15 protein-coding genes and 1 pseudogene are annotated in these 20,848 nt (G+C 54.5%); 6 read left to right on the forward strand and 10 right to left on the reverse strand.

The genetic code is table 11. The annotated features are described in order from the left end of the window. Nucleotides 1-349: 349 nt before the first annotated feature. Nucleotides 350-2,701, reverse strand: a complete 2,352-nt coding sequence (arcB, locus tag HC231_RS21825) for an aerobic respiration two-component sensor histidine kinase ArcB (protein ID WP_208228752.1) — start codon at nt 2,699-2,701, stop codon at nt 350-352. A 126-nt stretch (nt 2,702-2,827) separates the two neighbouring features. Beyond that, nucleotides 2,828-3,756 (reverse strand): annotated as a pseudogene (mnmL, locus tag HC231_RS21830) (tRNA modification radical SAM protein MnmL/YtqA). Nucleotides 3,757-4,410: 654 nt separating this feature from the next. On the opposite strand from mnmL, the gene gltB reads away from it, so the two are divergent. The 3 genes from gltB (at nt 4,411) to HC231_RS21845 (ending at nt 11,421) form a co-directional block, all read left to right on the forward strand. Next, on the forward strand, nt 4,411-8,871 hold the full coding sequence (gene gltB / locus HC231_RS21835) for a glutamate synthase large subunit (protein WP_208228753.1): 4,461 nt from the start codon (nt 4,411-4,413) through the stop codon (nt 8,869-8,871). Nucleotides 8,872-8,880: 9 nt separating this feature from the next. Further along, nucleotides 8,881-10,299, forward strand: coding sequence for a glutamate synthase small subunit (locus HC231_RS21840; protein WP_208228754.1), 1,419 nt, complete (start codon nt 8,881-8,883; stop codon nt 10,297-10,299). Between the two features lie 348 nt (nt 10,300-10,647). Beyond that, nucleotides 10,648-11,421, forward strand: coding sequence for a (S)-acetoin forming diacetyl reductase (locus HC231_RS21845; protein WP_208228755.1), 774 nt, complete (start codon nt 10,648-10,650; stop codon nt 11,419-11,421). A 61-nt stretch (nt 11,422-11,482) separates the two neighbouring features. Here HC231_RS21845 and HC231_RS21850 read toward each other — a convergent pair whose 3' ends face one another. From HC231_RS21850 to zapE, 6 genes are all read right to left on the reverse strand, one after another. Next, nucleotides 11,483-11,995 (reverse strand): GFA family protein, encoded by a 513-nt coding sequence (locus HC231_RS21850; RefSeq protein ID WP_343073009.1) that lies wholly within the window; start codon nt 11,993-11,995, stop codon nt 11,483-11,485. Between the two features lie 10 nt (nt 11,996-12,005). Continuing rightward, the gene (gene sspB, locus HC231_RS21855) at nt 12,006-12,506 is read right to left on the reverse strand and encodes a ClpXP protease specificity-enhancing factor (RefSeq protein ID WP_208228756.1); all 501 of its coding nucleotides are present in this window, start codon (nt 12,504-12,506) and stop codon (nt 12,006-12,008) included. A 5-nt stretch (nt 12,507-12,511) separates the two neighbouring features. Next, nucleotides 12,512-13,153, reverse strand: a complete 642-nt coding sequence (gene sspA, locus HC231_RS21860) for a stringent starvation protein SspA (RefSeq protein ID WP_208228757.1) — start codon at nt 13,151-13,153, stop codon at nt 12,512-12,514. Nucleotides 13,154-13,496: 343 nt separating this feature from the next. Continuing rightward, nucleotides 13,497-13,889 carry a 30S ribosomal protein S9 gene (rpsI, locus tag HC231_RS21865; protein WP_208228758.1) on the reverse strand — a complete coding sequence of 131 codons (393 nt, stop codon included), beginning with the start codon at nt 13,887-13,889 and terminating at the stop codon, nt 13,497-13,499. Between the two features lie 15 nt (nt 13,890-13,904). Then, nucleotides 13,905-14,333 carry a 50S ribosomal protein L13 gene (gene rplM, locus HC231_RS21870; protein ID WP_208228759.1) on the reverse strand — a complete coding sequence of 143 codons (429 nt, stop codon included), beginning with the start codon at nt 14,331-14,333 and terminating at the stop codon, nt 13,905-13,907. 232 nt (nt 14,334-14,565) lie between these two features. Beyond that, nucleotides 14,566-15,699 carry a cell division protein ZapE gene (gene zapE, locus HC231_RS21875; protein WP_208228760.1) on the reverse strand — a complete coding sequence of 378 codons (1,134 nt, stop codon included), beginning with the start codon at nt 15,697-15,699 and terminating at the stop codon, nt 14,566-14,568. Nucleotides 15,700-15,922: 223 nt separating this feature from the next. Between zapE and zapG the strand changes: the two genes are divergently transcribed. The 3 genes from zapG to degS all read left to right on the forward strand — a co-directional run bounded on the left by zapG (nt 15,923) and on the right by degS (nt 19,150). Next, nucleotides 15,923-16,327 carry a Z-ring associated protein ZapG gene (gene zapG, locus HC231_RS21880; protein WP_048636506.1) on the forward strand — a complete coding sequence of 135 codons (405 nt, stop codon included), beginning with the start codon at nt 15,923-15,925 and terminating at the stop codon, nt 16,325-16,327. 213 nt (nt 16,328-16,540) lie between these two features. Beyond that, the gene (gene degQ, locus HC231_RS21885; protein ID WP_208228761.1) at nt 16,541-17,914 is read left to right on the forward strand and encodes a serine endoprotease DegQ; all 1,374 of its coding nucleotides are present in this window, start codon (nt 16,541-16,543) and stop codon (nt 17,912-17,914) included. 138 nt (nt 17,915-18,052) lie between these two features. Further along, a complete protein-coding gene (gene degS / locus HC231_RS21890; protein WP_208228762.1) occupies nt 18,053-19,150 on the forward strand; it encodes an outer membrane-stress sensor serine endopeptidase DegS in 1,098 nt (365 codons plus the stop codon). A gap of 69 nt (nt 19,151-19,219) precedes the next feature. Here degS and murA read toward each other — a convergent pair whose 3' ends face one another. Both murA and ibaG read right to left on the reverse strand, forming a co-directional pair. Further along, nucleotides 19,220-20,482, reverse strand: a complete 1,263-nt coding sequence (murA, locus tag HC231_RS21895; protein WP_208228763.1) for a UDP-N-acetylglucosamine 1-carboxyvinyltransferase — start codon at nt 20,480-20,482, stop codon at nt 19,220-19,222. Nucleotides 20,483-20,535: 53 nt separating this feature from the next. After that, nucleotides 20,536-20,790 (reverse strand): BolA family protein, encoded by a 255-nt coding sequence (ibaG, locus tag HC231_RS21900; protein WP_208228764.1) that lies wholly within the window; start codon nt 20,788-20,790, stop codon nt 20,536-20,538. Nucleotides 20,791-20,848 lie beyond the last annotated feature (58 nt).

The raw sequence follows: 20,848 nt of genomic DNA on the forward strand, positions 1-20,848 counted from the left end.
AGCTTACGAACCCTGATATCTAAACGCAGGTGCCCGTTTTCCCTGGTGTTGGCGCATAATTCGCGCACCCCGGCCTCGGTCGGGGTCATTTTTTTCTGGCGACAGCTACTGATACTCTCCCTTCGAACCCGCGTTCCGCACTGTCAAAAATCTCTCCCGATAATTTTTTACTCGCCTCATCCCTGAGCTTCGATCCGCGGTCACTCCGCCGTGTGATGCCGATACACGCATCAAAAAACATCGGGGTTGAGTTTGATGGCAAAGCCCTGACCGGCAAACCCGTCATTCCCGCGCAGGCGGGAATCTATTTTAATCAACGGGTTATTTACTCGCCTCGTCCTGCGGCCAACTAGCCCTTGGCGTTTGTTTCGGCCTTCGCCACCCAATCCCGCAGCACCTGAACATCATGACGCCAGTCATGCTTCAGTTCATCAATCCATTCCTGGACGTTATCCCACCAGGCCGGCAATGTCGCCGTCTGTATCTGTTGGGCGACCTGCTGCAGATGGCGCAGGCCGACCGAACCCGCGGCGCCTTTAATCTTGTGCCCTTCTTCAGTAATTCCTTTCTGATCGCGCGCGGTCATATTGGAATCAAGAATGGCCAAATATCCCGGCATCATTTGCTCAAACATATCCAGACTTTGGTGAATCAATTTTGGCCCGACCAGCTCCAGATACTGTTCCAGCATCGCAATATCCAGCAGATCTTCGTTAACCGCCGCGCTGTTTTTGGCCGCAACGGGCTCATCGGCGCGGGTAATCTGATGATCCCAATATTGTTTGATCACCGTCGTCAGCGCGGGGACCGACAGTGGTTTGCTGAGTACGTCGTCCATACCGGCGTTCAGATACTCTTTTTTATCTTTCAATACGTTGGCCGTCAACGCGACCAGCGGCGGCAAACTGCGGTTGGCGTAACGCTTGCGGATCTCGCGGGCCACATCCAATCCCGTCATATCCGGCAGTTGGATATCCAGCAACGCTAAATCAAACTCATCGGGATCGAACATATCCAGCGCTTCCTGGCCGGTCATCGCCACTTCCACGCTGCTGCCCAATTTTTCCAGCACCGAGCGCGCCACCACCACATTCAACTCAATATCCTCCACCAGCAGCACATGCAGCGCCGGCAGCGGCATCTCATCATCAACGTCAGGGCTACTGAGCGTCTCCTCAACGCTTGGCGCGGTGACGGTCACGGTAAAGCAAGACCCTTTACCCTGAATACTGGCGACGTGAATATCTCCGCCCATGTTCTGCGCCAGGCGTTTCGAAACCGACAGGCCGATTCCGGTGCCGGTCGCCGGCTTCCCGCCGTGCTGGTCTTTTACCTGATAGTACATGGCAAAGATTTTTTCCAACTCATCCGCCGGGATCCCCATCCCGGAATCCTCGACCTCAAAGCGCAGACAATCGCCCTGCTCATGCCACACCCGCACCACGATTTCTCCTTTCGGCGTGAATTTCACGGCGTTGCTGAGCAAATTCCACAAAATCTGCCGCAGGCGAGTGCCGTCGGTGATGATTTTCTGCGGCAGCGGCTGGTGCAGCTCCATGATCAACTTCAGACCTTTCGGCTGGGCCAGCAGCCCGCCCAGGTTCTCCAGATCGACCAGAAATCCGGTAAAATCTATCGGCTGGTTGTCCAACTGCACCTTGCGGCGCTCCTGCTTGTCCATTTCAATCACGTCGTTAAAGATATTGCCCAAGGTAATCGCGCTGACATGAATGGTTTTCAGATACTTTTGCTGTTCCGCATCCAGTTGGGTATCCAGCAAGATACGGCTTAACCCGACGATGCCGTTAAGCGGCGTACGAAGCTCGTGGCTGATTGTTGAAATGAAGGTGGTCTTCTCCCTGCTGGCATTCTCTAACGCGTCCTGGTAACGCTTACGCTCCGTTATATCGCGCCCAAAGCCCATCAGCCCGTGACGTTTGCCCATGCGATCGTAAAAGGGGACTTTTCGCAGCTCAAAACAGGCTTTGCGGCCATCCGGATAGACCAGCCATTGCTCATACGTCAGCGAAACGTTGTGGCGGAAGACTTTCTCGTCCGTTTCCATCACTTTTTCAGCGATATCCGGGGGATAAACATCCTGCGGCGTCAGGCCAATCAACTGTTTCTGGCTTTTGCCCACCAGCAGTTCCATCGCCCGGTTGCAGCCGGAGAACTCTTTTTCTTCATTGCGGTAGTAAACCAGATCCGGCGAGGCATCAAGGAAAGAGCGCAACAACGCGGACTGTTGCTCCAGCTCAATCTGCGCCTGCTCACGGCGGGACATCTCTTCTTTCAGCTTGCTCACCACCCGCAGGCGCGCTTCTTCTGATTTGATGCGATCGGCGATTTCCTGATTAAGCTGGGCGATATTTTCCTGCAGTTGTTCATTCAACTCCAGATCGCGGTGACGCATCTCTTCCAGCTTCGCAACCAGCTTTGATAAACGCTGACGCGACTCTTCGAGTTGTTCCACCACCACGGAAAGAAAATAGACGGCCCAGGGGGTGATCAGTAACCCAAAAAAGACGGAACGCACGACATCGATATTTTCCACTTTCCCGCTGAGCAGCAGGGTGACGGCCATCTGCACCACCATCGCCAGCAGCACCAACACCGAGGCCAGCAACAGTGAAAAACGGACAAGCCCCAGTTTTACCATCAAATCAACGTAGTACTGAGCTAACAGGCGGATTTGCTTCATAGCGGTTTCCTTAAATCACGAACCACCGAATCATATCGTAAAATGGCGGCGCATACGGTACCCGGCGCAACATATAGTTTGCCGGCGGCATCATAAATCCGCTTTTAGGGTAAACGCCGCGCGGCGTTAAATAGGATGGTACTGATAAGGCGTGCCCAGCGCCGATCCCTGAACGCCGTTTTGCTGTAGATAGCGATCCAGCTCGACCATGCCGGTCCAGCGGTTTTCACACCAGAGCGGAGCGAGCAACGTTGGTCGGCGGGCGCTGGCGGATATGCGGTGATAGATGATTTCCGGCGGCGTGCGGCGAATCATCTCGCCGGCGGTCGATACATATTCTTCCAGCGGCAGCGCGGACAACCGGCCCGCACGCCAGGCTTTAGCCATAATGCTGCCATCGACAATATGCAGCGGATGGAGTTTGATGCCCTCCACGCCGGTTTCAACAACCTGATCGAGCGTGGAGAAGCAACGTTGCGCGTCTTCCCCGGTAGGCCGACGATAAGATGACAGCAAACGTTCAGGCCACGTTCGCGGGCGCGCCGAACCGTCCGTTGATAACAGGCGAAATCATGGCCGCGGTTAATCCGGCGCAGCGTTTTGTCGCTGGCGCTCTGCAGGCCCAGTTCCAGCCACACTTCATAACCCTTCTCATGATAACCGGACAATAAATCCAACACGGTATCCGGCACGCAGTCTGGCCGGGTGCCGACGCACAGCCCCACCATATCCGCCTGGGCCAGCGCCGCCTGATACATGCTTTTCAATACATTCACTTCGGCATAGGTGCTGGTGTAAGCCTGAAAATAGGCGAGATAGCGGCTCGCACGGTTTATTTTCCCGGCCTGCGCGGCCAACTGCTGGGCAATGCTGCGCTGCTGCATCTGTTCGTCGGCAAACGACGCGACATTACAGAACGTACAGCCGCCGCGTCCCAGCGTGCCGTCCCGGTTGGGGCAGCTAAAACCGCCGTGCAGCGTGAGTTTGTGTATCTTCTCCCCGTAGCGGCGTTGAAGATTTCCGCCAAACATATTGATTAATTTTTGTAATTGCATATTCTGGTTAGCCCTCTTGAGGTTGAGCAGCCTACTCCGTCAGCCTTTTGGCCGCGATGACGCCGATCAATCCCCCGCCTTTGGTTAAAATGAATTATTATTCATTTTTGGTGCAAATAAACGCACATCGACGCTAATTAATTTTTCTTATCCGCTCGCCTGAATTCATTAGAAGATGACGGAAAAATGAAAAACAGTGGCATAAGTTAAAAAATCAAACAAAAGCAGTATAAGATTCCACAAAGCAAAAATATGGCAGCATGTAGGGAAGATATTATGACATATGCATAGTGATACAGCTCACAGTTCCATCCGATCCAATAATCGTTCGCCGGCATATTTTTACTAAAAAAATCATTAAGTTTCATATGTATAACTAAAAATTATTCCTTAATCGCCTATATTGCATGGGTATTTGACCTGAACAGGCTTTCTCGCTAATTTGGAAATCCGCTGGAAGCTTTCCCGACAAGTTATCGACTTGTCATATTTATGCAGTAAATGAAGACTCCCTCTACAAACAAGTCATTCATCACTTGTGAGACCGTCACGAGAGGCCAAAGAAGAGAGCGGCAGGCATACGCAGCTCAACGCCACAGCGCCTTCTTGCAGTAGGTTATGAGAGTCACACAGAGCCCGGGGAGGTTCACTATTATGTTGTACGATTCATCTCAAGAGAGAGACAACTGTGGTTTTGGATTAATCGCCCATATAGAAGGTGAACCTAGCCACAAGGTAGTGCGTACCGCGATTCACGCACTCGCCCGTATGCAGCACCGTGGCGCGATCCTTGCTGACGGCAAGACCGGCGACGGCTGCGGCTTATTGCTTCAAAAACCCGATCGCTTCTTCCGCCTGGTGGCGGAGGAACGCGGCTGGCGGTTAGCCAAAAACTACTCCGTCGGCATGATGTTCCTCAATCAGGACGAAGAGCTGGCCCGAGCCGCTCGCCGCATTGTAGAAGAAGAGCTGCAAAACGAAACGCTTTCCGTGCTTGGCTGGCGTGAAGTGCCGACCAATCCTGATGTATTGGGCGAGATCGCGCTCTCTTCCCTGCCGCGTATTGAGCAGATTTTCGTCAACGCCCCGGCCGGCTGGCTGCAAAGCGATATGGAACGCCGTTTGTTTATGGCGCGCCGCCGTATCGAAAAACGGATTGAAGACAAAGAGTTCTACGTTTGTAGCTTCTCCAATCTGGTTACCATCTATAAAGGTCTGTGCATGCCCGCGGATCTACCGCGCTTCTATCTCGACCTGGCCGACCTGCGCCTGGAGTCGGCGATCTGCCTGTTCCACCAGCGTTTCTCGACCAACACCGTACCGCGCTGGCCGCTGGCGCAGCCGTTCCGCTATCTGGCGCATAACGGCGAGATCAACACCATCGCCGGCAACCGGCAGTGGGCTCGCGCCCGCGCTTATAAATTCAAGACCCCGCTGATCCCCGATCTGCAGGATGCCTCCCCGTTCGTTAACGAAACCGGTTCCGATTCCAGTTCACTGGATAACATGCTGGAACTGTTCCTCAGCGGCGGCATGGACATCATCCGCGCCATGCGTCTGCTGGTGCCGCCGGCCTGGCAGAACAACCCGGATATGGATCCGGAGCTGCGCGCCTTCTTTGATTTTAACTCCATGCATATGGAGCCATGGGACGGCCCGGCCGGCATTGTAATGTCCGACGGTCGCTACGCCGCCTGTAACCTGGACCGTAACGGCCTGCGCCCGGCGCGCTACGTTATAACCAAAGATAAGCTGATCACCTGCGCCTCCGAAGTGGGGATCTGGGATTACCAGCCGGATGAAGTGGTCGAAAAAGGCCGCGTCGGGCCGGGCGAACTGATGGTCATCGATACCCGTCACGGACGCATTCTGCATTCCGCCGAAACCGATGACGACCTCAAAAGCCGCCACCCGTATAAAGAGTGGATGGAGAAAAACGTTCAGCGTCTGGTGCCGTTTGAAGAGCTGCCGGACGATCAGGTCGGTAACCGCGAATTCGACGATGCCTTACTGGAAACCTACCAGAAACAGTTTGGCTACAGCGCCGAAGAGCTGGACCAGATCCTGCGCGTCCTGGGTGAAAACGGCCAGGAAGCCACCGGTTCGATGGGGGACGATACGCCGTTCGCCGTACTTTCCAGCCGTCCGCGCATTATTTATGACTATTTCCGCCAGCAGTTCGCCCAGGTCACGAACCCGCCCATCGACCCCTTGCGTGAAGCGCACGTTATGTCGTTGGCGACCTGTATCGGACGCGAAATGAACGTCTTCTGTGAAGCGGAAGGCCAGGCGCACCGCCTGAGCTTTAAATCGCCGATCCTGCTTTACTCCGATTTCAAACAGCTGCTCTCACAGGATCGGCAACACTACCGCGCCGATGTACTGGATCTGACGTTCGAACCAGAAAAGCAGACGCTGCAACAGACCATTGAAAAACTGTGCGACGCCGCCGAACACAAAGTTCGCGACGGCGCGGTTCTGCTGGTGCTTTCCGACCGCGGGATTGCCGAAAAACGGCTGCCGGTGCCGGCCCCGATGGCGGTTGGCGCCATTCAGCGCCGCCTGGTTGAGAAAAGCCTGCGTTGCGACGCCAACCTCATTGTCGAAACCGCCAGCGCACGCGATCCTCACCATTTCGCCGTACTGCTCGGCTTCGGCGCCACGGCGATTTATCCTTATCTCGCCTACGAAACGCTGGCGCGGATGGTCGATAACCACACCATCGAAAAACCCTATCGGGCTGTGATGCTGAACTACCGCAACGGCATCAACAAAGGGTTGTACAAAATCATGTCCAAAATGGGCATATCTACCGTGGCGTCCTACCGCTGTTCCCAATTGTTCGAGGCCGTCGGTCTGCACCGGGACGTTTCGACCCAGTGTTTCCAGGGCGTGGTCAGCCGTATCGGCGGGGCCAACTTCAGCGATTTCGAACAGGATTTGCAAAACCTGTCCAAGCGCGCCTGGCTGAAGCGCAAAACCCTGGATCAGGGCGGACTGCTGAAATTCGTTCACGGCGGCGAGTATCACGCCTACAACCCCGACGTGGTCACCTCGCTGCAGCAAGCGGTTAAAAGCGGCGAATACAGCGATTACGAACAATACTCCAAGCTGGTCAACCAACGTCCGGCCGCAACCCTGCGCGACCTGCTGGCGTTGAAACCGCAGGAAGGCGCCGCGATCTCTATCGATGACGTCGAACCGGCGACGGAAATGTTCAAACGCTTCGATACCGCGGCGATGTCGATCGGCGCCCTCAGCCCGGAAGCGCATGAGTCGCTGGCCGAAGCGATGAACAGCCTGGGCGGTTTCTCAAACTCCGGCGAAGGGGGCGAAGATCCGGCACGCTACCGCACCAATAAGGTTTCCCGCATCAAACAGGTAGCCTCCGGCCGCTTTGGCGTTACGCCCGCTTATCTGGTCAACGCCGACGTTATTCAGATTAAAGTGGCGCAGGGCGCCAAACCCGGCGAGGGCGGCCAGTTGCCCGGCGATAAAGTCACGCCTTACATTGCCAGACTGCGTTACTCCGTGCCGGGCGTGACCTTGATTTCACCGCCGCCGCACCACGATATCTACTCAATCGAAGATTTGGCGCAGCTGATTTTCGATCTAAAACAGATCAACCCGAAGGCCATGATCTCGGTAAAACTGGTTTCCGAACCGGGTGTCGGCACCATCGCCACCGGCGTGGCGAAAGCGTATGCCGACCTGATTACTATCGCCGGTTACGATGGCGGCACCGGCGCCAGCCCGCTGACGTCGGTGAAATATGCCGGCTGTCCGTGGGAACTGGGCCTGGTGGAAACCCAGCAGGCGCTGGTCGCCAACGGTTTGCGCCACAAAATCCGCCTGCAGGTGGACGGCGGGCTGAAAACCGGGTTGGATATCATCAAAGCGGCCATTCTGGGCGCGGAAAGCTTCGGTTTCGGCACCGGTCCGATGGTGGCGTTAGGCTGCAAATACCTGCGAATCTGTCACCTGAACAACTGCGCGACCGGCGTCGCCACGCAGGACGAAAAACTGCGCCGCGATCACTACCACGGTTTGCCGGAACGCGTGACCAACTACTTCAAATTCATCGCCCATGAAACCCGGATGCTGATGGCGGAGCTAGGCGTGAGCCGGCTGGTGGATCTGATTGGCCGTACCGACCTGCTGGTCGAACTGGATGGCTTCACCGCCAAACAGAACAAGCTGGATCTCTCCCCGCTGCTGCATACCGCTCAGCCCCAGCCGGGCAACGCGCTGTACTGCACCGAGAGCAACCCTCCATTCGATAAAGGGCTGTTGAACAAAGAACTGCTGGCGCAGGCGTTGCCGCATGTGGAAGCGAAACAGAGTAAAGCGCTCTACTTTGATATCCGCAACACCGACCGTTCCGTGGGCGCGACCCTGTCTGGCGAAATCGCGGCGCAGCATGGCGATCAAGGTCTGGCGAGCGACCCGATAAAAGCTTACTTCACCGGTACCGCCGGGCAGAGCTTCGGCGTCTGGAATGCGGGCGGCGTAGAGCTGACGCTGACCGGCGATGCGAACGACTATGTCGGTAAAGGCATGGCCGGCGGCAGCATCGCCGTGCGTCCTCCGGTGGGTTCGGCATTCCGCAGCCATGAGGCCAGCATCATCGGCAACACCTGCCTGTATGGCGCGACGGGCGGGAAACTGTTCGCCGCAGGGCGCGCCGGCGAACGCTTTGCCGTGCGTAACTCCGGCGCCATCACCGTGGTGGAAGGCATCGGCGATAACGGCTGTGAATATATGACGGGCGGCATCGTTTGCGTGCTGGGCCGCACCGGCGTTAACTTTGGCGCGGGTATGACGGGCGGTTTCGCCTACGTCCTGGACGAAGACGGCGAATTCCGCAAACGTGTTAACCCGGAACTGGTGGAAGTGCTGGATGTAGAACAACTGGCGATTCATGAAGAACATTTGCGCGGACTGATTACCGAGCATGTGCAACATACCGGTTCGCAACGCGCAGAAGAGATCCTCGCTAACTGGCCGGCATGGGCGGCGAAATTCGCCCTGGTGAAACCGAAGTCAAGTGATGTGAAGGCATTGTTGGGTCACCGTAGTCGTTCCGCAGCCGAGCTGCGGGTTTTGGCGCAGTAAGAGGTCATCATGAGTCAGAATGTTTATCAATTTATCGACCTGCAGCGCGTTGATCCGCCTAAGAAACCGCTGAAAATTCGAAAAATTGAATTTGTTGAAATTTACGAGCCGTTCTCGGAAGGTCAGTCCAAAGCACAGGCGGATCGCTGCCTGTCATGCGGCAATCCTTACTGCGAATGGAAATGCCCGGTCCATAACTATATTCCTAACTGGCTGAAGCTGGCCAACGAAGGCCGGATTATTGAAGCCGCCGAGCTATCGCATCAAACCAACAGCCTGCCGGAAGTATGCGGCCGCGTTTGCCCGCAGGATCGCCTGTGCGAAGGCTCCTGCACGCTGAATAGCGAATTCGGCGCGGTCACCATCGGCAATATTGAGCGCTATATCAATGACAAAGCGCTGGAAATGGGCTGGAAGCCGGATGTTTCCAACGTACAGCCGACCGGCAAACGCGTGGCGATTGTCGGAGCCGGGCCGGCAGGGCTGGCCTGCGCCGACGTACTGGCGCGTAACGGCGTACAGGCGGTGGTGTTCGATCGCCATCCTGAAATCGGCGGCCTGCTGACCTTCGGCATCCCGGCGTTCAAGCTGGGAAAAGAAGTCATGATTAAACGCCGCGAAATTTTCAGCGGCATGGGCATTGAGTTCCGTCTGAATACCGAAGTGGGTAAAGACGTTCAGTTAAAAGAATTGCTGGCTGAATACGACTCCGTGTTCCTCGGCGTAGGCACTTATCAATCCATGCGGGGCGGACTGGAAAACGAAGATGCATCGGGCGTTTATGACGCGCTGCCTTTCCTGATCGCCAATACCAAACAGTTGATGGGCTTTGCCGCATCGCAGGAAGAACCGTATATCACGATGCAAGGCAAGCGCGTGGTGGTGCTGGGGGGGGGAGATACCGCGATGGACTGCGTGCGTACCTCGATTCGCCAGGGCGCGACGCACGTCACCTGCGCCTATCGCCGTGATGAAGCAAACATGCCGGGCTCTAAACGCGAAGTGAAAAACGCGCGCGAGGAAGGGGTTGAGTTCAAATTCAACCTGCAACCGCTGAGCATCGAAATCAACGGCGCTGGTGAAGTTTGCGGCGTCAGAATGGCGCGCACCGCGCTGGGCGCTCCCGACATCAATGGCCGCCGGCGTCCTGAAATCGTCGAAGGTTCAGAGCACGTACTGGAAGCGGACGCCGTGGTTATGGCGTTCGGTTTCCGTCCGCACAAAATGGAATGGCTGGCGGAATACGGCGTGGAATTGGATAAGCAAGGCCGCATTATTGCGCCGGAAGGCAGCGAAAATGCATTCCAGACCAGTAACCCCAAAATCTTTGCCGGCGGCGATGCCGTACGAGGCTCCGATTTGGTCGTTACCGCGATTGCCGAAGGTCGCAAAGCCGCCGACGGCATCATGAACTACCTGGAAGTGTAATCCTCTGTTTTTTGTTTTTTCGTCCCATCCCTGTGGCTTGCCCAGACGGGCTGCCACAGCCGGCATTTAAAAACGCCCCCGGCGTTGTTTTATAAAGGTAAAACGCGGTGATGAGGTCAATGCTTATGACGCCTCGCACCGCGCTCGCCCCGCTCCGTACCTTAACTCATCAATAGCGCTGCTTTATCTGAGCCGCACGCGATCGGCAACATTTTGAAATATTATCTCATCCAATGACAATTAATCATCATAATCAACTGCTTGGCATCTGCTATCATAGTGTCTAATATTGCTATATTCGATTACTTCAATATTAACTATAACTTTAATTTATCTTAAGGAGATAACATGGCAGTTAAAGTAGCGCTTGTCACCGGTGCAGGTCAGGGGATTGGTCGCGCTATCGCACTGAGATTAGCAAAAGACGGCTTTGCCGTTTCCGCTGTAGACTACAATGCAGACACCGCCAAAACCGTGGCTGAAGAGATCAATAAATCCGGTGGGAAAGCGATTGCCATCCAGGCTGACGTTTCCAATCGCGATGCGGTTTTTGCCGCCGTAGCAGAGACGCGGAAGCAACTAGGCGACTTCAATGTTATCGTCAATAATGCCGGTATCGCGCCCAATATGCAGTTTGAAGTTACGCCGCCGGAAGTTATTGAACGCGTTAATAAAATCAACGTTAACGGCGTTATCTGGGGGATGCAGGCCGCGATTGAAGCGTTTAAATCCCTGAAGCATGGCGGCAAAATCGTTAACGCCTGTTCACAGGCCGGTCATCTGGGCAACCCCGACCTGGCGGTTTACAGCGCCAGTAAATTTGCCGTTCGCGGCCTGACTCAGAGCGTTGCGCGTGAAGTGGCGAAATACGGCATTACCGTAAACGGTTATTGCCCTGGCGTGGTCAATACGCCGATGTGGCGTGAAAGAGATCGCATCGTTTCAGAAGAAGCGGGCAAACCTGCGGGTTACGCTACAGCCGAATTCGCTAAGCAAATCACGCTGGGCCGTCTTTCCGAGCCTGAAGATGTGGCTGCCTGCGTGTCTTATCTGGCCGGTCCTGACTCTGACTATATGACGGGACAATCCTTACTGATCGATGGCGGGATGGTGTTCAGCTAATCGCCGAATCGCATACCGATGCGTAACCGGGCCTCTGTGCCCGGTTGTTCCCCGCCGGGAACTAGGTGTTGTATAAATTCACGATCTCCTGCTCTGTCATTTCCTGGGTTTTCTCAGCAAACGAGTAATAGCCAGGCTTCCTGTCGATATAGATCTGAGCAACAAGTTTTTTCTCGGCATACTCGTCAAACAGCCCAACCGGTACGAAATAGGTCTCTGGCGCAAGCAATTTAAAGAACAGGTGTGTGCCGCATACCTTACAAAACGCACGCTCAGCCCATTTTGAAGAGCGATATGAGGTGATATTGGCCTCACCTTCTATCGATATGTCGTTCCGGCAATCAACCGACATAAAAGGCCCGCCGCTCCACTTTTCACACATACCGCAATGGCAGGCCGTTACCTCTTTAATCGCTTGCGCGGTCGAAATCGTCACGCCGCCGCATAAGCAAGTCCCCTTATAGCTCATAACTTCCTCCGTCACAGAAAAGCACAAGGCTTTACGATGAATCACAGCAAAAAATAGGCGCTGATTCAGAATGTATAAAGGCACATTCAATGTGCCTTTATACAAGTGTGGCTCGCTATTTAACGACCCGCAACGAGGGTCTTCCCCCTTTGGGGGGCTGGGGAGGATCGTCATCAGGATTCTCGCCTTCATCCGTCACGCCTGGCGGATTATTATCGACGATCGACATCACCGTGCCGGATGTGGCAGATTCATCCTGGAAATCATCAACCTCTCCCGCCGACTCATACGCGGGTTCCGGTTCAAACATCGTGCCAGCGCCATTTTCACGAGCGTAAATAGCCAGTACCGCCGCCATGGGTACATAAACCTGACGCGGCACGCCGCCGAAGCGGGCGTTAAAACGAACGCTGTCGTCAGCCAGCTCAAGGCCGCCTACGGCCCGAGGCGCAATATTCAGCACAATCTGCCCGTCACGGGCAAATTCCATCGGGACCATGACACCCGGCAGAGTAACATCGATAACCAGGTGGGGCGTCAGCTGGTTATCCAGCAACCAGTCATAAAAAGCCCGTAGCAAGTACGGCCGACGCGGAGACAGTTGAGACAACGCCATTTCGTTTAACCTCTGGTTTGCAAACGCATTTCACGTTCAGCTTCCGTCAGGGAAGCCAGGAACGCATCGCGTTCAAATACGCGAGTCATGTAACCTTTCAATTCTTTCGCGCCGGAACCGCTTAATTCGATCCCTAACTGCGGCAAACGCCATAACAGGGGAGCCAGATAGCAGTCTACCAGACTGAACTCTTCGCTCATGAAATATGGCGCTTCATTGAAAACGGGCGCCACCGCCAGCAGCTCTTCACGCAGTTGTTTGCGGGCGGCATCCGCTTCCGTCGCGCTGCCCTGCATGATTTTGTTCAGCAAAGAGTACCAGTCATTTTCAATACGGTGCATCATCAGACGACTGTTGCCGCGCGCTACCGGATACACCGGCATCAGAGGCGGATGGGGGAAACGTTCATCCAGATACTCCATGATGATACGTGATTCATAGAGCGTCAGTTCACGGTCGACGAGCGTCGGCACCGAACCATAAGGATTGAGGTCAATAAGATCCTGCGGCAGATTATCCATGTCTACCTGCTCAATCTCGACACTCACACCTTTCTCCGCCAGTACAATGCGGACCTGATGGCTAAAAATGTCGGACGGACCAGAAAACAGCGTCATTACCGAACGTTTGTTGGCAGCGACAGCCATGAAAACCTCCAAGTTTATCGAGAAAATACGGCGGATAGCCGATCTGCTATTACCCTGCAAACCCATATCTGTATTTTGTCATTCGGGGTAAAAGAACCACTTGGCAAAATCAGTCGATTTAGAAAAAACCACTTGCTGGCAAACAGGCATAAAATCGGCGAATAGTTTATCAGATTTTGTCCGTTCTGTGGGGACGCTAGCGCAATTTCATCGTTAACACACAGAAAATAAAGACTATTTTTTTTCGATAAAATTTTCGATAGCGATAGTCTTACAGACAGAAAAAACCCGGCGACAAGCACCGGGTTTTTCGCATTGATTTCGCTGCGAAAGCAGCAGGAAATTAACGCTTGGAGAACTGAGGACGACGACGTGCTTTACGCAGGCCGACTTTCTTACGTTCAACCTGACGAGCATCACGGGTAACGAAGCCTGCTTTACGCAGTTCGCCACGCAGAGACTCATCATACTCCATCAGAGCGCGGGTGATACCGTGACGGATCGCGCCGGCCTGACCAGAGATACCACCACCTTTAACGGTGATGAACAGATCCAGTTTTTCAACCATGTCTACCAGTTCCAGCGGCTGGCGAACTACCATGCGGGCAGTTTCACGGCCAAAGTACTGTTCCAGACTACGCTGGTTGATAACGATGTTACCGCTGCCCGGTTTGATAAATACGCGAGCGGCGGAGCTTTTGCGGCGACCAGTGCCGTAGTATTGATTTTCAGCCATTGCCTATAATCCCGATTAAATGTCCAGAACTTGCGGTTGCTGTGCCGCGTGATTGTGCTCAGTGCCCGCGTAAACTTTCAGTTTACGGAACATTGCACGACCCAGCGGGCCCTTCGGCAGCATGCCTTTAACCGCGATTTCAATCACACGCTCAGGACGGCGGGCAATCATCTCTTCAAAGGTCGCTTGTTTGATACCACCGATGTGGCCGGTGTGGTGGTAATACATTTTGTCGGAACGCTTGTTGCCGGTTACGGCGACTTTATCTGCGTTCAGAACGATGATGTAATCACCGGTATCAACGTGCGGAGTATATTCCGCTTTATGCTTGCCGCGCAGGCGACTAGCCAGTTCAGTTGCGAGGCGACCCAGGGTCTTACCGCTCGCGTCAACAACGTACCAGTCGCGTTTTACGGTTTCTGGTTTAGCTGTAAAAGTTTTCATTAAAAGCTTACCCAATAATTAGTTACACGTTGGTGAACACCCAAACGCTCGAAAACAGTTGAGGCTCACACGACCATCAAGTCCAGCAAACCTACCCCTTCGAATAGCCATTGCCGGCACTATAAAGTTTTTGGGAAAAAAACTTCGTTGTAACGTGGGGTCGCAAGATTATAGAGAAGTCGTTATCAAAAATCGACCTTTTTTCTTGCCGGGCCGCAGAAAAATCACCGATCTATGCTAAATGCGGCTGGCGCAAATACTCCTCGCTCTGCATCTCCTGCAGGCGGGATAAACAGCGCTGATATTCAAACTTCAGGTGTTCGCCCTGGTAGATCTCAAACATGGGCGCTTGCGCGGAAATAATCAATTTCACCCGCCGTTCGTAGAATTCATCCACCAGCGCCAGGAAGCGGCGCGCCGCGTTCTCGTCTTTCGTTTCCATAATCTTCACGTTATGCAGCAGCACGGTATGGTAAAGCTGCGACAGCGCAATATAGTCGTGCTGGCTGCGGGCATCGGCGCATAGCGTGGCGAAATCCACCGAAAGTACGCCGTCCCCCGCGCTGAGCGTCGGCAACGCGCGATGGTTGATCTGCAACACCGGACCGGGCGCCGCAAACGGCTTACCGGAGAGCCGTGTGAACATGCGCCGCATTTCCGTTTCGACGTCGGCAGAGAGCGGCGTCAAATACAGATGAGCCTGCGTCAGCGTGCGCAACCGGTAATCAATGCCGGCGTCAACATTGCGCACGTCGCAGTATTGTTTAATCAAATCAATGGCAGGCAGGAAACGCGTCCGTTGCAGGCCGTTGCGATATAAATCGTCGGGCGGAATGTTCGAAGTCGCCACCAGGGTAATCCCGCGGGAAAAGAGCGCGCGCAGCAGTTCGGCCAGCAGCATGGCGTCCGTGATATCAGAGACGAAAAACTCATCAAAACACAGCACGTCCGCTTCGGCTTTAAATCCATCGGCCACTTTTTCCAGCGGGTTCTCCTGTCCCTGAAGCTGATTCAACTCTTCATGAACCCGCAGCATAAAACGATGGAAATGCAGCCGTAGTTTGCGTTCGGTCGGTAAGCTATGGAAAAACATATCCATCAGCCAGGTTTTGCCGCGCCCTACGCCGCCCCACATGTACAGACCCTGAACCGGAACCGCGGCGCGCTTATCACTTAACCCCAGCCACGCGCGCCACTTCCCCAGCCGCCCTGCCGTATCGTCGCCAGAACGCGCCGCACGCTCGCATAACGCCTGATGAATATGGTCTAACTGAACCATGGTTTGATGCTGCACGTCGTCAGGTTGATACTCTCCGGCCGACAGTGCCTGCTGATAAAGCGTTAGCGGTGTGGTGGTTTGCTGCATAATGTTCGCGATCCCTGAGAAAAAATTTAATGATGTTTTGTCGCGCATTGTCGTCGATTTGAGCCGTAATCGTAGCAGTTAACCGCCTTGATGCCAGAGATGAGTCAACATTCCCCTCCGTCATCACGCTTCAGGATTCCACTCAGACAAGGTTAGCGGTTATAGTGGCTATTATATTAAGTGAAAAGCCCTACGGAACAACGAAGTCAAAATAGGAGTTATTATGACCTGGGAGTATGCGCTGATTGGTTTAGTCGTCGGTATTATTATTGGCGCTGTCGCCATGCGTTTTGGCAATCGAAAGATGCGGCAACAGCAGGTATTACAAAACGAACTGGAAAAGAGCAAAGCGGAACTGGAAGAGTATCGTCAGGAACTGGTCGGGCATTTTGCCCGTAGCGCCGAGCTGCTGGACAACATGGCGCGTGATTACCGCCAGCTTTACCAACATATGGCGAAAAGCTCCAACAACTTGTTGCCCGACGTTCCCGGTCAGGATAATCCTTTTAAATATCGCTTAACCGAAGCAGAGGCGGATAACGATCAGGCGCCGGTGGACATGCCGCCGCGCGACTACTCTGACGGCGCATCCGGTTTACTGCGCGGCGAGCCCCCGCTGCGCAAGTAAGCGCGCGATATTCAGCGTGAGGCTTGTTCCGGCCTCACGCTTTCCCACCTTGCATCTTCCCGCCGCCCCTCTTGCGTAGGCGATGGTTACAATCTACTGACGAAACATCAGTGAACTTTACACACCGATCGCCAGTCTGACTCTTCACCATATGTTTAAGTTTATATATCATCATTTTATTCATTCCGCAGGTTGTGAGAGAGTTAATCAGCAATGAAGAAAAAATCTTTATTATTTAGCGCATTGGCCATGAGCATGAGCCTCTCCTTGTTATCGCTCCCAACTGCTTACGCTACTCTGCCTGCGGCCGTTCCGGGGCAACAGCAGCTTCCCAGTCTGGCTCCCATGCTGGAAAAGGTCTTGCCCGCGGTGGTCAGCGTGCATATCGAAGGCACCAGAACGCAGAGCCAGCGCGTGCCGGAAGAGTTCAAATTCTTCTTTGGCCCCAATATTCCGCAAGATAAGCAGAGCTCCCGGCCTTTCGCCGGATTGGGTTCCGGTGTGATTATCGATGCGGCGAAAGGCTATGTTCTGACCAATAATCACGTCATTAATAACGCCGACAAAATCCGCGTACAGCTGAATGACGGTCGTGAATACGACGCCAAACTGATCGGCCGTGACGAGCAAAGCGATATCGCCCTGCTCCAGTTAGCCGATGCCAAAAACCTCGTTGAAATCAAAATGGCGGACTCCGATCGCTTGCGCGTCGGCGATTTCGCCGTTGCCGTGGGAAACCCCTTCGGACTTGGGCAAACGGCGACATCAGGCATTATCTCGGCGCTGGGCCGCAGCGGATTGAATCTGGAAGGGCTGGAAAACTTCATCCAGACGGATGCTTCAATTAACCGGGGCAACTCCGGCGGCGCGCTGGTTAACCTGAATGGCGAACTGATCGGTATCAATACCGCCATCCTGGCTCCCGGCGGCGGCAATATCGGCATTGGCTTCGCCATCCCCAGTAATATGGCGCAGAACCTGGCTCAGCAGTTGGTTGAGTTTGGCGAGGTAAGGCGCGGTCTTCTGGGCATCAAAGGCAGCGAAATGACCTCCGAGATGGCGAAAGCCTTCAAGGTCGACGTGCAACGAGGCGCCTTCGTCAGCGAAGTGCTGCCGCAATCCGCCGCGGCCAAAGCCGGCATCAAAGCGGGCGACGTGCTGACATCGCTGGACGGCAAACCGATCGGCAGCTTCGCCGAACTGCGAGCCAAGATCGGCACAACGGCGCCGGGTAAGACCGTGAAGGTCGGCCTGTTGCGCGACGGGAAACAGATGGAGGTCAGCGTTGTGCTGGATAACAACAACACGACTACGACCAGCGCGGAAACGCTATACCCGGCCTTACAGGGCGCTTCGCTGACTAACGGTCAGTTGAAAAACGGCAGCAAAGGCGTTCAGATTGAGAACGTAACCAAAGATTCGCCGGCCGCTCAGTTAGGTTTGCAGAAAGACGACGTCATTATCGGCGTTAACCGTGAGCGGGTAGAAAATATCACTCAATTGCGTAAAATTCTGGAAGCCAAACCGTCCGTTCTTGCACTGAACATCGTGCGCGGCGACGAAACAATTTATCTGCTATTACGTTAATTCTAAACGATAGCGGCAAGGCTCCCAAAGCGGCAGGCAAGACGCCCGCCGTAAAAAATCGAGCACTGCATCATGCGGTGCCCAATCATCTCATGATATTCTCACGTCATATTCTTTCTTTACCGTAAAAACATGCCCATGCTTGTTAAGTTATTCCGTTCCGTATTGATTGGAGTGATCGTCGCCGGCCTTCTGCTATTCGCGCTGCCGGCACTGCGATCAAATACGCCGTTGCTTCAAGGCGGTAATGATAATAGCGACAAATCCGCCGAAGACGCGCCGTTAAGCTATTACCACGGCGTGCGCCGGGCCGCGCCCGCCGTGGTAAATGTTTATAACCGAGTTCCCAGTCCAGAGCAGCCGAACGAGCTCAATGTTCAAACTCTCGGCTCCGGCGTGATCATGAGCGAAAACGGCTACATTCTAACCAACAAGCATGTCATTAATAACGCGCAACAAATTCTGGTGGCGCTGCAAGACGGCCGGCTCTTTGAAGCGATGGTTGTTGGTTCGGACAGCTTGACCGATCTGGCCGTACTGCAAGTCAGCGGCGTCAATCTGCCCGTCATTCCGATTAACCCCAACCGCACGGCGCATATCGGTGATGTGGTGATGGCGATTGGCAACCCCTATAACCTGGGGCAGACCATCACACAAGGGATCATCAGCGCCACCGGCCGCGTCGGGCTTAGCGCCGCCGGAGATAACCGTCAGAACGGCCGGCAAAATCTTCTACAGACCGATGCATCGATTAACCGGGGCAACTCAGGCGGCGCGCTGGTGAATACGCTGGGCGAACTGGTCGGCATCAATACCTTGTCTTTTGATAAAAGCAACGACGGAGAAACGCCGGAAGGCATCAGCTTCGCCATTCCCGTCGCTCTGGCGACCAAGGTCATGGGCAAACTTATCCGCGATGGCCGAGTCATCCGCGGTTATATCGGCATTAACGGCATACAGTTGGAAAATCTCGACAAGCAGGATATTGTGCATGAACAGGGAAGAATGAGCGGGATTCTGGTTAAAACCGTCGATCCGGGCGGGCCTGCGGATAAAGCGGGGATTCAGGTTAATGATATTCTGCTGAGCGTTAACAACAAGCCGACCAGTTCCGTCATCGAAACCATGGATCAGGTAGCGGAATTACATCCGGGCACCGTCATTCCGGTGACTATCGAACGCGATAAAAAAACGATCACGCTGAATATGACGATTCAGGAATTTCCGGTTAACTAACCGCTCTCGTCCGGCGGATAGGCAAATAAAACCGGGTAACGATTAAGCTACCCGGTCCGCTTTCATTGGCTAGTCGCTTTCTTTGACGCGTTCGATATTCGCGCCCAGCGCGCGCAGCTTGGCTTCAATGCGCTCGTAGCCGCGATCGATATGGTAAATGCGATCGACCACCGTCACGCCTTCGGCAATGCAGCCAGCCAGCACCAGACTGGCCGATGCGCGTAAGTCCGTCGCCATAACCTGCGCGCCGGACAGTTTTTCCACGCCGTGGCAAATTACCGTATTGCTTTCAATTTCCGCCTGAGCGCCCATGCGGATCAGCTCCGGCACGTGCATGAAGCGGTTTTCAAAAATCGTTTCGGTAATCACGCCGGTTCCTTCGGCAACCAGATTCAACAGGCTGAACTGCGCCTGCATATCGGTCGGGAAACCAGGATGGGGCGCGGTGCGAACAGTCACCGCTTTCGGACGTCGTCCATGCATATCAAGACTAATCCAATCCTCGCCGGTTTCGATATCCGCCCCCGCTTCACGCAGTTTCGCCAGCACCGCATCCAACGTATCGGGACGGGTATGACGGCAGACCACTTTGCCGCCTGAAATCGCCGCGGCGACCAGGAATGTCCCGGTTTCGATACGGTCCGGCAGAACGCGGTATACGCCGCCGCCCAACCGCGCGACGCCTTCAATGATTACTTTGTCGCTGCCCGCGCCGCTGATTTTCGCGCCCAGCGTATTCAGGAAGTTCGCCGTATCGACGATTTCCGGCTCGCGCGCCGCGTTTTCAATAATGGTGGTTCCTTCGGCCAGCGTTGCGGCGCTCATGATTGTCACCGTGGCGCCCACGCTGACCTTATCCATGACGATGTGCGCCCCTTTCAGACGCCCATTCACCGAAGCCTTGACGTAGCCCTCTTCCAGAGTGATTTCCGCACCAAGCTGTTCAAGACCGCTGATATGCAAATCAACCGGACGCGCGCCGATGGCGCAGCCGCCGGGTAATGAAACCTGCCCCTGCCCAAAACGCGCCACCAATGGCCCCAAAGCCCAGATGGACGCGCGCATGGTTTTCACTAAATCATAAGGCGCGCAGAATACGTTAACCTCGCTGGCGTCAACGTGTACCGAACCATTACGCTCAACGCGCGCGCCCAACTGACTGAGCAGCTTCATTGTCGTATCAATGTCTCTCAGCTTCGGCACATTCTGGATTTCTACCGGCTCTTCCGCGAGCAAGGCGGCAAACAGGATGGGCAGAGCTGCGTTCTTGGCTCCGGAAATGGTGACTTCACCAGTGAGCCGGGTTGGCCCCTGCACACGAAATTTATCCATAGCGGCTGTTTCTCAGTGTTTCAAATTCAATATTGCGTCACATAGCCGCAGGCTTAAAAACCATTAAGCTTACGGTCGCGCTGCCATTCTTCCGGCGTGTAAGCCTTGATCGACAGGGCGTGGATGCGGTTATCCGCGATATACTCCATCAGAGGAGTATAAACGGCCTGCTGTTTCTTCACCCGACTCATGCCGGCGAACAGTTCACCTACAGCAATGACCTGAAAGTGGCTGCCATCGCCCGATACGTGGGCTTCTTCCAGTGCTAATGCGTTCATCAGCACATCTTTAATTTCATTATTTTCCATCGCTCTCGATATCTATGTCAGGGGGGGATGATAAACAAGGTGGTATATTAGATGAATA

The organism is Brenneria izadpanahii, from assembly GCF_017569925.1.
In the GTDB taxonomy this organism is placed as follows: domain Bacteria; phylum Pseudomonadota; class Gammaproteobacteria; order Enterobacterales; family Enterobacteriaceae; genus Brenneria; species Brenneria izadpanahii.